The following is a 16794-nucleotide window of genomic DNA, read 5'->3' on the forward strand; positions in this document are numbered from 1 at the left end:
AAGAGTGGGTAGTTCTATGAATAAAATCCTGAATAGATTATTAGAAATAGTATCGGAAGTAACCAAGGTTGATAATCAAGAACTACAACCGGATGAGAATATTATTGAAATGGGATTCGATTCCATTATTTTTACTAGGGTAAATAGCCATATTAAACAACAATTTGGTATAGAAATCCCATTTTCTAGAATTTTTAATGACTTATCTGATTTAAATAAAATTGCTGCTTATATAAATGAAAAATCTAATATAGTAAACGAAGTAGAGACATCCTATTTACAAGCAACGGTAACAACTGAAGAAAATGCTAGCAACGAAGAATTAGAAGAAGAGTTAAACAGAACTGCTTCAGTACTTGAATCAAAGGAAATTATGCGTTATTACTCTACGTTTCCTTATGACTATATAGAAAAAAAGCTAAAAGTGAATTTAGAACAGTTTGGTATCGTAAATTGTCATGACATTAGAGTATTCATTTTGGATGATACAATGCAGTTGTTACCAAAAGGTACTATTGGAAATATCTTTATTGGCCCAAATAAGATTGAAATTTACAACACTAGTATTCTTGGTGAATTGACAGAAGAAGGAGAAATTCTAGTTCGAGGAGAGGGAAAAGATGATGCAAATAAAATTTATCCAATCTCTTCTGAACAGAAAAGAATGTATACACTACATAAAGTGGATGAGAATAGTTTAAATTACAATATTGCGAGTGTTGTCAAAATAGAAGGGGATTTGGATGTTGAAAAATTGGAAAATTCGCTTAATGTCATCATAAAAAGGCATGAATCATTACGCACGTACTTCGCTGAGGTCAATGGAGAAGTCGTACAAAGAATAGTCGATAAGATGCACATTTCCATTCCATATTCTATTCTGGAGGAAGATGTCGATCTATACGAATTAATAAATCGTGAGAGGGAGTGTTTTATAAAACCATTCGATTTAAATAGCTTGCCCTTAATTAGGATAAAACTAATTAAGGTGAAGACAAATTTCCATGTGATGTTATTAGATACTCATCATATTATCGCTGATGGTACAAGCTCTGCAATTTTCTTACATGAATTAATGACTCATTATAGTGGACAGGAACTAGATGATTTAACGCTACAATATAAGGATTATATCCTACAAAAAGAAAAAGGTAATAAAGATGTTGATAAGAGGAAACAAGAAACGTATTGGAAAAATGTGTTTGCTGATGGTATTCCAACTCTGGATATTCATAGTGACTATTCAAGACCGTACTTACAAACATTTAATGGAGATAATGTAAGCTTCATATTAAGCCATCATTTGAGTGAGAAGATTGATAGTTTCTGTAGAGTGAACCATGTTACTCCGTACATGTTCTTTTTTACATGTATTAATATTCTATTAGCGAAGTATTCCGGACAACAAGATATTGTAATTGGATCTACATTAGATAGAAGAAAAGATTTACAAACAGCAAACTTAATAGGGATGTTCGTCAATACAATTCCTATTAGAAATTATATTGATACAGAAGAAGCGTTTGTTGATGTACTGGATAAGGTGAAAACGAATGTACTTCAAGCAACGGACCATGCTGATTATCCTTTCGAAGAATTAGTAGATCTGCTCGATACTAGGAGAGATAAAAGCAGAAATCCTATCTTTGATGTACTCTATACATTTCAAAATAACCTGATTAGAGAACTAAATAGTCCCAGTATTAACATTAGAAGTGATGAAATCAAGACGAAAAGCTCAAAAGTTGATTTGTTTTTCGAGGTTAATCAAGAAAAAGAATATGCAATTAACATTGAATACAATACAGACATTTATAGTGAACAAACTATAAAAAGAATGGCTAAACACTTTAGCAGATTGACTGAAAACGTATTAGACAATACTAATAATCAGATTAGTGATATACCCATTATCACTCCAGAAGAGCGAGATTTAATTTTAAACAACTTTAATAATGTAAGTGTGTTGTATCCAAAGGAAAAAACTGTCCATCAGTTATTTGAAGAACAAGTAGAGAAATATCCGAATCATATTGCTGTTAAAGACAATAAGGAAGAACTAACTTACCGTGATTTGAATGTGAAGGCTAATCAACTGGCTAGGAAGTTACGAAATCTTGGTGTTCAAGCAGATTCAATCATAGCACTTATGGTTGATAAATCAATTGAACTTATCATTGGTATATTAGGAATTTTAAAAGCAGGTGGAGCATACTTACCAATTGATCCTAAGTTGCCTAAGGAAAGAAAAGAATATATGCTAACAGATTCTCAGACTAAACTAGTTGTTACAAATACATATATGTATGAAGGGATGGATGATGTTTCAGTTGTTAATTTATCGGATACGAGCATTTTCCAAGAAGGGGATGCTAGGAATTTAAAATATATAAACTACCCAAGTGATCTTGCCTATATTATTTATACTTCTGGCACTACCGGTAATCCTAAAGGAGTTATGATCGAACATAAAAATGTTGTAAGGTTGATGAAGAACGATGACTATCAATTTGATTTTTCAGAAAAGGACGTTTGGACCTTATTTCATTCACAGTCGTTTGACTTTTCCGTTTGGGAAATTTTTGGAGCCTTACTATATGGAGGAAAGCTGATTATTGTTTCTGATGAAGTTGCCATGGATACAACTAGGTTCCGGACATTATTAGAAAATGAAAAAGTTACCGTATTAAATCAAACACCAATAGCTTTCTATAACTTAATGAAAATTGAAATGGAAGAAACGAGGTCACAATTATCGTTAAGGTATATTATTTTCGGGGGAGAAGCGCTTAAACCAATAATGTTGAAAGACTGGATGGAGAAATATAAAACAGTAAAACTAATCAATATGTATGGAATTACGGAAACAACTGTTCACGTGACGTTTAAAGAATTAAAGGAAGAAGATCTTCAAAGTGGGATTAGCAATATAGGTAAGGCTATTCATACATTAATGACAGTTATTGTGGATGAAAATTTAAGGCTCCAACCAATTGGTGTTCCAGGAGAATTATGTGTCATTGGAGATGGTGTCGCAAGGGGATATCTAAATCAAGAAAAGTTAACGAGTATAAAATTTGTCGACAATTCTTATGTGGAGGAAAGTAAATTATATCATTCAGGTGATTTGGTAAGATTGCTTCCAAGTGGAGAGATGGAGTACTTAGGGAGAATGGATAACCAAGTTAAAATTAGAGGATATCGAATTGAGCTAGGTGAGATAGAGTATCGACTGATCAGCCACCCTGACATTAAAGAAGCTGTCGTGGTAGCACAAGAAGGTGAACCAGGTCAAAAATATTTATGTGCCTATATCGTGGCCAAGTGTTCTATGGATAAATCAGAAATAAAAGCTTATTTGAAGGAAAGCTTGCCAGACTATATGATTCCTGCTTACTTTATGGAGCTCATGAAGATTCCATTAACCAATAATGGTAAAGTGAACCGGAAGGCGTTACCTAAGCCAGATGTAATGGGGCTTATTTCGGAGGCGTATGAAGCCCCAAAAACTCCAACACAGAAAATACTGACTTCTATTTGGCAAAATGTGTTGGGAGTAGAATCCATTGGTATCCATGATAGCTTCTTTGACTTAGGTGGCCATTCATTAAAAGCAACAACTGTCATGAGTGAGGTACATAAGGTATTAGAGGTGTCAGTTCCATTAAAAGAACTTTTTAACAGACCAACGATTCAAGAGTTAAGCGACTACATTGATATCAAAGGGGTTGCTAATCCATACAAACAAATAGAGCCATGTGTAGAAAAGGAATACTATCAAACATCCTCTGCTCAAAAACGAATGTATTCGGTGCAACAATTGGAAAAAGAAAGTACCGCTTATAATATGCCTGGCGTCTTTATGCTAGAAGGAGAAATAGATATTGAACAAATGGAAGAAACGCTTCATCAATTAATAGCCAGACATGAAGTACTACGTACCTATTTTGTAACAGTCGATGGTGAGATTGTCCAAAAAATTAAGCCAACACTAGCGTTCCATCTTCCTGTACGGACAGTAGATGAAACTGATATTACTAGCTTATCTCAGAAATTGATTCGTCCATTCGTCTTAGAGGAAGCACCGTTATTCCGAGCGGAAATTTTAAAAGCTCACAGAACATATTATTTACTAATTGATATGCATCATATTATTTCCGATGGTGTATCCGTAGAAATTTTTATGAATGAATTTAAAAAATTGTATAACGGTGAGTCGATGGAACCATTGCGCATTCAATACAAAGATTATGCCGAATGGCAATATAAATATTTAAAAAATGATCATATGAAGGAGGAAGCTCGTTATTGGCAAGAACAATTTCAAGATAAGGTGCCAATGCTCCAGCAGCTATATGACTATGAACGGCCAGCCTTTCAAAGCTTTGAAGGAGATAGCTTAGCATTTACCATCAAGGAGGGAACAACAAAGAAGTTACAAGTATTGGTGAAGCAAGAAGATGTGACTCTTCAGATGATCTTACTGTCTGCCTTTAACATTCTATTAGCCAAATATAGTGGACAAGAGGATATCGTTGTCGGAGTACCAATTGCAGGAAGGCCGCATGCGGATCTGCAGAATATCATGGGGGTGTTTGTAAATACGTTAGCAATGCGAAATCAGCCAACAAATGATAAGACATTTAGTGAATTTCTAAAGGAAGTAAAACAAAACTCCTTACTTGCATATGATAATCAAAATTATCCGCTTGAAGAATTAATTGATGAGTTAAATATTAAACGAATAAAAGGCAGAAATCCATTATTCGATGTTCTTTTTGATATGACCAATCTCGATTTGAGTAAAGCTATCCAGATTAACAATTTATCACTTAAGCCCAAATTATTAACTAATAATATAGCAAAAATGGATTTATCTTTAGTTGCGTTAGAAAAAAAGCAACATATTGAAATGAGTATTGAATATTCCTCTCAACTATTTAAGAAAGAAACCGTTGCTAGAATAGCCGAGGATTTCCAGCGGATTATTGAGATCATTTCAACACAAGTAAATATTCAACTTGGAAATATTGAAATTCGTAGCGAAGAGGAGAGGCAATCCATTTTACAGGAAGATGAATTATTAAATGAGCTTAAAGATCAAGAATTCTCCTTTTAAAAATACACTTATGTCTACCTAAACTAATGGTTATAATCTTAAGTTCAATTAACTTTGATGAAGAACGGAGGGTATTCAATGTCTAGTGATCTCGACCGTTTGATGGAAAAAGAAGAACAATCAAAAAAATACTGGGAAACGATGAACCTTACTGATGAATGGAAGGCAGACTTTGCTCGGGATTTTGTTCATGTAAATAACTATCAAAAGTCTCAAATTTCATTTTCCTTAGATGATGCTATTACGGAAAAAGCGTTGGCAATTACCAAGCACAATGATTTTCCTCTATTTTCCATCTTTATGGCGTGCTTGCAAATAGAGCTTTATAAATATAATGGTAAAACTAAAAACATAATAGGAATTCCAATATTTGTCTCTCATAAAGAAAATCGTAGTGGAATAAATAATAAAGTGTTACCTTTCTTCACTAACTTTAACAGTAATGCAATCATTAAAAACCTGATTTTGCAGAATCGGAATAAGTTAATAGAAACATATCAACATAGCCACATTAACTTGGAAAATCTATTAAGAAACTCGAATATCAGTAATAGTGTGATGGAATTAACTCCAATCAGCTTAACTATGAATACCCTTCATCTAGATGAACACATCCAATACATACATAACTCCAACAACAATGAAATCACAATTAGCATTGAAAAGACGGGTAAAGGAATAGTGTTATCATTTGTCTATAATGCTACCCTTTTTACGAGCGAGACGATTCATCAATTTGGGAAGAGATTTTTAATTATCTTAACTGAGATGATGGTAGATTTAGCTAAGGAAGTCAAAGACGTTGAAATGATAACTAGTGAGGAAAAACATCAGATCTTAAAACAATTTAACCTTACTAAAACGAAATATCCTGCTGATAAAACTATACAAGTAATGTTTGAAGAAGAAGCTCAAAAGAATCCTAACAAAATAGCAGTGGTATATAAGCAGCAAAGCTTAACCTATCAGGAATTGAATGAAAAATCTAATCAAATGGCATGGCTATTGCAAGAGAGAGGGGTAAAAGTAAATTCAGTAGCTGCTATTATGGGCGAAAGATCAATTGAAATGATTATTGGAATACTAGGAATTTTGAAATCCGGTGGCGCGTATTTACCAATTGATCCTTCCTATCCAAAAGAAAGGATCAACTTCATGCTACAAGATGCAGAAGTGGATGTATTATTAATCCGGAATACGATAACACAGGAGTTAGAAGTAAATATTCCAGAGATAAATGTAAATGATCCTTCCATAGAAATGAAACCTAAAACAAATTTAGAAACAATCAGCCATATGGAAGATTTCGCATATATCATCTATACGTCCGGTTCTACAGGAAACCCTAAAGGAGTACCGATAAAACACAAAAGTGTTATCAATCTATGCACTTGGTTTGGCGATACCTATAATTTGAGAGAACGTCGACACGTCATGCATAATACAAGTATTTCTTTTGATGTTTCCGTTGAAGAAGTTTTTGGGGCTTTGCTAAATGGAGGAACGGTATACATTACCACTTATGAAGAATCGACAAATAGATATAAATTTAGACAATTTATCCAGAAACATGACATAAACATTGTCCAGTTAGTCCCGACTACTATACAGGAATTTATTGTAGGTGATCCTAAATTAGAAAGTGTTGATGTGCTTATTTCTGGTGGAGAAGCATTACCAAACACTCTAAAAAATGAAGTGATTGATCTTGGGTATGATATTTATAATTGTTACGGCCCTACAGAAACAACCGTTGATGCATTGACAACTTTGTGCGGGAAAGACAAATCAAATGTTATCGGGAAGCCCATAGCAAATACACAAGTGTATATTACGAATCGTGACGGTCAACTTCAACCAATTGGATTACCAGGAGAGTTATGCATAAGTGGTGAAGGATTATCAATTGGTTATCTAAACCGGTCTGAGTTGACTGAGGAAAAGTTTGTCGTGAATCTTTTTGAAACTAAATCAAAAATGTATAAAACAGGAGACTTAGTAAAATGGCTCCCTGATGGATCAATTGAATTTATTGAAAGACTAGATGATCAAGTGAAAATTAGGGGATTTAGAATAGAGCTAGGTGAAATTGAAAATAAGCTATCCGAACAACCATATATTCTTCAATCTGTAGTCTTAGCATGGGAAAATGATAATCAAGGAAAATATCTATGCGCGTATTTATTAGGTGAAGAATCAATAGATATAGCTGCCCTAAGAAATAACTTAAAAAAAGAACTACCTCATTATATGGTGCCTACTTACTTTATTCAGGTTGAAAGCATTCCGCTTACACCAAACGGCAAAGTGGACAGAAAAATATTGCCTGAGCCTGATACACTGGATTTATCAATACAAGAATATGTTGCACCTTCCAACGTGAAGGAAAAACGATTAGTGGAAGTATGTAGTGAAATATTAGGAGTTAAAAAAATAGGAATTCATGAAGACTTTTTTGATCTTGGTGGAGACTCTATCAAGGCAATAAGACTAATATCAAAATTGCAAAAATTTGGTTTTACACTAGAAGTGAAGGACATATTTGACAATAGTAATTTGAAAGCAATTAGCCTTAAGATGACGGAAGAACAAGTGGTAGTGGACCAAAAAACGGTCTCTGGTGATGTATTACTAACACCTATTCAACGTATGTTTTTTGAAAAGGACATAACAGATGTTCATCATTGGAATCAAGCTATTATGTTATATGGTAGAGACGGTTTTCGAGTAGAGTGGATTGAGAAAATTTTTGATAAAATAACTTGCCATCATGATGCCTTACGAATGGTCTACCGTAAACATAACGGAAAAGTGAAGCAGATTAATAGAGATATAGAGTCGAACCTCTTCTCAATAGATGTTCATGATTTACGAAAGTATGATCACTATGAGGGACTAATCTCGTTGAAGTGTAATGAACTTCAAAGTAGTATCGATTTAGAAAATGGCCCTCTCGTCAAGTTAGGTATATTTCAAACAAAGGAAGGGGATTATCTTTTAATAGCTATCCATCATTTAGTAATAGATGGGGTTTCATGGAGAATTCTCTTAGAAGACTTTACCGAAGGGTATAATCTTTTACTAAAAGGTAAAAAGGTTGACTTTCAACCGAAATCCAATTCGTATCAAGAGTGGGCAGATTTTTTACAAGAGAAACTTGAATATTTTCAGCAGGAGCTTCCATATTGGAATAAAATGGAACAACAGCATATAAAACCTCTCCCTACTGATTTCGAATCTCAGGAATTTGAGAATAAGCAAAAAAATGCGAGAGAAGTGCATGTTGAATTAAATCAATCGTATACGGAAGATTTATTAAAGCGTTCGAACCAAGCCTATAATACAGAAATAAATGATTTGCTATTAGCAGCTCTTACTCGTACCATTTATCAATGGACAAATGAGAAGAATATTCTTATTAATTTAGAAGGTCATGGAAGAGACGCTTTCGAAGGAAATATAGACATAAATAGAACGATAGGATGGTTTACAGCACAATATCCTTTATTATTAAAAATGGAAGACAAATCCACCTCGTCTTTAATCAAACATACAAAAGAATCCTTAAGAAAAGTTCCTAATAAAGGAATAGGCTATGGTATCTTAAAATATCTTTCACCATCAAAGCCTTGGAATAATCGAGAACCAGAAATTAGCTTCAATTATTTGGGACAATTTGACGAGCAATTAAATGATGAACTTTTTGAAATTTCCTCTTTATATTCAGGGGAAAACGTGAGTCCAAATAGTGATAGAATAAATGAAATCGACATAAATGGAATGATAACTAATCAGAAATTAAGTCTTTCTGTTTCCTATAATAGCTTGAGGTATCGTAGAGAAACAATAAGAAAATTTCTCGAAAGATTTAAGGAAAATCTAATCGAAATAATTCGCCATTGTTTGGAGAAAGACGTGATGGAATATACGGTATCCGATTATTCCGATGAAGATTTGACAACAGATGAATTAAAAAATTTAAAAGAAGCATATGAGGGAGCAAATAAAACTCAAATTACGAACATATACCCTCTTTCCCCAATGCAGGAAGGTATGCTATTTCATTCATTAGTAAAGAGTGAGTCATCTGCATATTTTGATCAAACCATTTTTACTGCTAAAGGCATAGTAGATATGGAACTTGTTCAAAAAAGCTTTCAAATACTCATTAATAAATACGATATTTTAAGAACGGTTATAGCCTATAAAGATGTGGAGAAACCACGTCAAGTCGTTTTAAAAGAAAGAAAGCCAAAGGTGTACTTCCATGATCTATCGAGTATGGATAATAAACAGTTAGATGACCGTATCGAAAAAATAATACTTGAGGATCGAAAGCAAGGTTTCAATCTAAGTAAAGATGTTCTTATGAGACTATTCATTTTGAAACAGGGTAATAAAGAATATAAAGTGATCTGGAGCTCTCATCATATTCTGATGGATGGATGGAGCACATGGATATTACTAAAGGACTTCTTTGATATTTATTCTATGTTAAAAAATAACAACATTTTAGAAATGGATAATCCAAAGCAATATGGTCATTACATTGATTGGCTGCAAAAACAAAATCGTAATCATGCTAAGCAATATTGGTACCAATATCTAGAGGGGTATGAAACCAATGTTAAAATACCATCGATTCGAACTCATCACTATGAATACATGGTGGAAGATTTGGATTTTGTTCTAAATAAAGACATAACAAAAGCGTTAACTAATATTGCTAAAAGCTCTAAAACAACCTTAAATACGATTATACAGGTAGTTTGGGGAATATTGCTGCAACAATACAATCAAACAAATGACGTTGTCTTTGGTTCTGTTGTATCAGGAAGAAATTATGATATAGAAAGCTTAGAAGAAATGGTAGGGTTATTTATTAATATGATTCCTGTCCGAATCACAAGTAATCCTAAACAAATATTTATTGACTTATTGAAGGAAACCCAAAATAAGGCATTGGAGTCTAGTAAATATGATTATTATCCACTAGCGGATATTCAATCGCTAACTGATATAAAGAGTGATCTAATTACTAGTAAAATAACTTTCCAAAATTATTATATTGATGAAGCATTAGTGAACTTTGATTTTGTTTCTGAATTAGGATTTACTGTTGAAGATATACATGGGTATGAACAAACGAATTATGATTTCAATATAAAAGTTATACCAAGTGAAGATACAAAAATAACTTTTTCATATAACAAAAATGTACATGATTCAGAAACGGTTATAAATCTTAAGAACCATTTCATCGAAATCATTCAATCCGTGATTCAAAACCAGGAAATCCCTGTATCCCAAATCAGTATGACAACTGATAAGGAACGGAAAGAGATTCTCCATGACTTTAATGACACATCGGTAACGTATCCAAAGGATAAGACAATATCTCGATTATGGGAGGAACAAGTAGAAAAACATCCCCACCATATCGCAGTGGAATACGAAGGCAAGCAGTTAACGTATCAAGCCTTAAATGAAAAGGCGAATCAACTCGCAAGGACCTTACGCCAAAATGGCATCACAGCCAATGCGATTGTCGGTATTATGATCGATGGTTCGCTAGAAATGATGGTCGGCATGATAGGCATTCTCAAGGCAGGCGGCGCCTACTTACCTATCGATCCAACACATCCAATCGATCGAATCAATTATATGATAGAAGATGCCAAACTGGACGTACTCGTGACGACTTCATCCTATGCAAATAAAACGGCTTTTGCAGGAATGATTGTCAATCTTGCAGACTCAAGCGCTTATCAAGCTGATTCTACCAATCTGGATATAAACCATGAATCTCGTGATCTAGCCTATGTTATGTATACATCTGGAACGACTGGAAAAGCAAAAGGTGTCATGGTAAGTCATGCGAATCTCATTAATTACACAGTTGCGATGATCCAAAAAATTAACCTTACATCGACAGATGAAACGGCTTTATTATCCTCCTATGCGTTTGATTTAGGCTATACAACCATTTATACGGCATTACTGAGCGGGATTACGTTACACATCGCTTCTGAGAGCACCTATAAGGATCCAAACAAATTAGTATCATTCATTGGGAAGCATTGTACGTATGTTAAAATGACCCCTTCGCTGTTTTCTGTGATGATGCAATCCGATGAATTAGATACCTTCCTGCAAACAGGAAAACTTCGTTTACTAATCCTAGGTGGAGAACCATTAAATCGGAACGATTTAACACATTTTTTTGCCAAGGATACAGAAAATAAGATTTGTTTTATGAATCACTATGGACCAACCGAAACCACGATCGGTTGTATGGCAACGGAAATCGATCGACAAGAAATAATAGAGCATGGAGTCATGAATATAATCGGAAAACCATTAGCAAATGTCAAAGCCTATATGTTGGACCCACAACAAAACCTTTGCCCAATCGGAGTAAAAGGGGAGCTGTATGTGAGTGGAGTGGGAGTAGCACAAGGATATTTGCATAATCGAGAATTAACCGAAGCGAAGTTTCTTGATAATCCTTTTGAGCCAGGAGAGCGGATGTATCGTACTGGAGATCTTGCCCGATTCTTGCCAGATGGGAGAATTGAATTTTTAGGACGAATCGATAACCAAGTGAAAATCCGAGGCTATCGTGCTGAGCTAGGCGAAATTGAGCATCAATTGCGAAAGCAACCACAGGTATCAGAAGCCACAGTATTCGTTAAAGATGAGGCAGACGAAAAATTATTAGTAGCCTATTTCGTAGGGGAACAGGAGCTCGACATCGCTTCTATTCGAGATGGAATGAAGGAAGGACTACCGCATTATATGATTCCAACTTATTTCGTCCAAGTAGAGAAGATGCCATTGACGAGGAATGGGAAACTGAATAAATATGCGTTACCAGAACCAGCTGAACAGCATCTTGTCACGAATGATTATGTAGCCCCACGAACCAGTACAGAACGAACTCTCGCAGCAATTTGGTCAGAGGTATTAGGCATAGACAAAGTCGGAATCCATGATAACTTTTTTGATTTAGGTGGACACTCATTAAAAGCGACAGCTTTAATTAGTAAAATTCATAAACAGTTTAAAGTAGAAATATCATTACGAGAGTTTTTGGAGAGTCCTACCATTAATCTTCTTAGTACATACATTGGAAATGGGAATAGAAGTGTATATGAATTAATCGAACCATATGAGGAAAGTGATTTTTATGAAACCTCTTCTGCCCAAAAAAGGATGTATATGCTACAACAATATGAAACAGGCACGTTGTACAACATGCCATTGATTTGTGAAATAGAAGGTAGTATCGACCCGGAAAAAATACAAAAGAGTCTTCAGCAGTTAGTATCTAGACATGATTCATTACGAACTTTCTTTGATACAGTCGAAGGTGAAATTGTTCAAAAAGTACTACCAAAAGCTAATTTTAAACTTGAAAGAAGATTTGTTGCGGAAACAGTAGTAAACAACTTATTAAAGGATTTTGTGAAAACCTTTCATTTAAGTAAAGCTCCTCTGTTTAGAGCAGAGCTAGTAGTGAGTAATAATAAGAATTATTTATTGACGGATATGCATCATATTATCAGTGATGGAATTTCTCTTCAGATATTAATCAATGAATTTATGGCACTATATAATGGAGAACGGTTGAATTCTCTAAAATTACAATATAAGGACTTTGCAGTTTGGCAGAATAAATTCTGGGACTCCATAGAGATGAAGCGGCAAGAGGAGTACTGGCTAGAACAATTTAATGGTGAAATTCCAATATTAAATCTACCATACGATTTTGAAAGACCACCTATTCAAAGTTTTGAAGGGAAAACCCTAACTTATTACATGGATGAAAAGCTAGCTCTAGCTGTTCGGAAGATGGCTAAAGATACAGGTAGTACGATGAATATGGTTCTACTAGCTGCATTTCATCTTTTATTAGCTAAGTATAGTGGACAGGATGACATTGTCATTGGTACTCCAATAGCAGGAAGACCACATGATGATTTAGAGAACATGATAGGAATGTTTGTCAATACGTTAGCATTAAGAAATAAGGCTTCTGGAAATATAAGCTTTGAACAATTCTTAAATGCAGTAAAGCAAAATGCGCTTCAAAGCTATGAGAATCAAAGTTATCAGTTTGAAGAATTAATTAAAAAGGTGCAGGTGGACAGAGATACTAGTAGACATTCAATCTTTGATGTCATGTTTAGTATGAATTATGCAGGATTTGATAAAGAGTTTATTTCAGAAGACTTTGTATTAACGCCTATTCACGTAGAAAGTAATATCTCAAAATTCGATTTAACGTTAACTGTCTATGATAATGAAACGATGCTTAAATATACCATGGAGTATTGTACTAAATTATTTAAAAAAGAAACTATTGATAGAATGGCATCACATTACAAAGAAATTCTAACTAAAGTTTGCACGCAACCAACGACAATATTATCTGAGATTAACATTCTAACGGAATATGAACAACATCAGCTCCTGCAGGAGTTTAACCAAACAAACGCGGATTATCCGAAAGATAAATCACTTCATACATTATTTGAGGAGCAGGCTGAGAAGAATCCTCATCATATTGCGGTTGTATGTGCGGACCAGAAGTTAACTTATCAGGAATTAAATAAAAAGGCGAACCAACTGGCAAGAGTTTTACGACAACAAGGGGTTCAGAATGAAGCCATTGTAGGTCTTATCATGGATCGGTCCATCGATATGATCATTGGAATCATGGGAATACTAAAGGCAGGAGGAGCCTATCTACCAATCGACCCAACCCATCCAACCGATCGTATTCAAACGATTCTATCCGACGCAAAGGTGTCCTTAGTTGTCACATCAAGTGGTCAAGCTCGTTCACTTTCTCTAGCTGTACAGGCTATCGATATTACGGTGGAAGATTTCTATCAAGGTCTATCCACAAATCTAGATCTTGCTATCGACTGTCATCAATTGGCGTATGTAATTTATACATCTGGTTCCACTGGAACTCCAAAAGGAGTGATGGTTGAGCATCAACAGGTGACTAACTTCATCAATGGTGTTATGCACGAAACCAATCTAGGAAGCTATGAACGGATTCTCTGTTTAACCACGGTATCTTTCGATATCTTTGGTTTAGAAACGTTTGTACCGCTAACGCAAGGATTAACGGTTGTGATGGCCAAGGAGGAAGAGACGAGAGAAGGCGAAAAGCTAGCGAAGGTAATGACGAAACATCAGGTTGATGTCATGCAGAGTACGCCGACGCGGGTCAAGATGTTGCTGGAGAATGATTCCTTTACGGACGCACTAATAGGAATAAAAGCGCTTCTTGTAGGTGGTGAAGAACTTTCGAAATCATTATGGGAGGAGTTGCAGGGATATCCTTTTACCGTATTTAACATGTATGGACCAACGGAAACGACAATCTGGTCAACTGTTAAGAAGCTGGAATCAACCGACCGTATTACAATCGGAAAGCCAATTCAAAACACCGAGCTGTATCTTATGGATTCAAATAGGAAGTTAGTGCCAATAGGAGTGCATGGTGAGCTTTGTATCGGTGGAGATGGTGTAGCACGAGGATACTTTAATCGCGAGGCATTAACGAAGGAACGATTTATCGACCATCCATTTAAACCGGGGGAACGCTTATATAGAACTGGGGATTTAGCGAGGTGGCTTCCCAATGGAGAATTGGAGTATTTAGGAAGAATGGACAACCAAGTTAAGGTTCGAGGCTATCGAATCGAACTTGGAGAGATTGAGAGTCGACTGATTAGTCACCCTGCCATTAAGGAAGCTGTCGTGGTGGCAAGAGAAGATGAAATGAATCAAAAATACCTATGTGCTTATATCGTGGCGAAGGATTTCGTGGATAAAGCAGAAGTGAGAACATATGTCAAGGAAGGTTTACCAGATTATATGGTTCCTGCATACTACATGGAACTGCAGACGATTCCATTAACGCATAATGGAAAGGTAAACCGGAAGGCGTTACCGAAGCCCGAAATGCAGTACATTACGAATGCATATGAAGCACCGCAAACTACTACACAGAAGAAGCTGGTAATCATTTGGCAACATGTCCTGAGAGTGGATACGATAGGTATCCATGACAATTTCTTTGATTTAGGTGGTCATTCGTTAAAAGCAACGATGGTTATGGGGGAGATACACAAAGCGTTAGAGATTTCCGTTCCATTAAAAGAAATCTTTAATAGACCGACAATTCAAGAGTTAAGTGACTACATTGAAACGGAAGGGCTGATCAACCCATATGAACAGATAGAGCCATGTGAAGAAAAGGAATACTATCAGACATCTTCTGCGCAAAAACGGATGTACACGGTACAGCAATTGGATCAAGAAAGTACGGCTTATAACATGCCCGCTATTTTTGAATTAGAGGGAGAAGTCAACAGGGAACGTATGGAAGCAACGTTTAGGCAATTAATCGAAAGGCATGAGGTACTACGTACCTCTTACAAAATGGTAGAAGGCGAGATAGCTCAGAAGATTATGTCCCATTTGGATTTCCATCTTCGTGTACGGACAGTGGATGAAACGGATAAGACGGTACTGGTCCAGAATTTTATACGCCCGTTTTCCTTAGAGGAGGCACCGTTATTCCGAGCGGAAATCATGAAAAGCCAAGGAACTAATTACCTACTTATTGATATGCATCATATTATCTCAGATGGTGTCTCGATGAGTATCTTGGTTCAGGAATTCGCGAAGCTCTATAATGGCGACAAATTGGACCCACTCCGTATTCAATACAAGGATTATGCGGAATGGGAACAACACTATTTACAATCTGGACAAATGAAGAAGCAAGCACGATATTGGAAGGAACAATTCCAGGATGAGGTGCCAGTCCTTCAATTGCCATATGATTTTGAACGTCCAGCGTTTCAACGATTCGAAGGAGATAGCATTTCGTTCACGATAGACGAAGCAACAACGAAACAGCTACAGGAACTAGCGAAACAAGAAGATGTAACGATGCATATGGTTTTATTGTCTGCCTTTACCATTCAACTAGCGAGATATAGTGGTCAAGAAGACATTGTTGTCGGGGTACCGATTGCCGGAAGGCCACATGCCGATCTTCAAAATATCATGGGGATGTTCGTTAATACGTTAGCGATGCGACATCGACCAAATAAGCATAAAACATTTAGTGAATTTTTGAAGGAAGTGAAAGAAAACTCATTGCAAGCTTATGACAATCAGAACTATCAGCTTGAAGAGTTAATAAAAGAAATCGATGTAAAACGAAATCCTGGTCGAAATCCTTTGTTCGATGTGCTGTTTGACATGACTAATATTGATATTAGTACAGATAGAATTGACTTGGATCACCTCCAGATAAAGCAAAAAGCGATAAGCAACACGATCTCTAAATTTGATTTATCATTAAAAGTCCTAGAGATAAGCAATACTATTCAAATGAGTTTTGAATATTCTATTGCACTGTTTAAAAAAGAATTCATGGAAAGAGCAATCAAAGATTTCAAAGTAATCCTTGAAGCGGTGTTGAATAGTGGAAATAGTAAAATAGAACACATCAATGTATTGAATCATGAGGAGAAGAGAAACATCGAAGAAATAGATAATGAAGTAAAAAAACTGAGAAGTACGACATTTACATTTTAGCAAGATACAAAATGATCTATCCATATTCGTACTCGTCTGTT

2 protein-coding genes are annotated in these 16794 nt (G+C 35.4%); both read left to right on the plus strand.

The window, feature by feature from the left end; genetic code table 11:
* Positions 1-4: 4 nt before the first annotated feature.
* Positions 5-5119: a non-ribosomal peptide synthetase gene (locus D9782_RS10865; protein ID WP_121604754.1), complete on the plus strand. Its 5115-nt coding sequence runs from the start codon at positions 5-7 to the stop codon at positions 5117-5119.
* 78 nt (positions 5120-5197) lie between these two features.
* Positions 5198-16753, plus strand: a complete 11556-nt coding sequence (locus D9782_RS10870) for an amino acid adenylation domain-containing protein (RefSeq protein WP_162986379.1) — start codon at positions 5198-5200, stop codon at positions 16751-16753.
* Positions 16754-16794: the final 41 nt, after the last annotated feature.

The sequence above is a fragment of the Virgibacillus sp. Bac332 genome, from assembly GCF_003667785.1.
Lineage (GTDB): Bacteria > Bacillota > Bacilli > Bacillales > Amphibacillaceae > Virgibacillus > Virgibacillus salarius.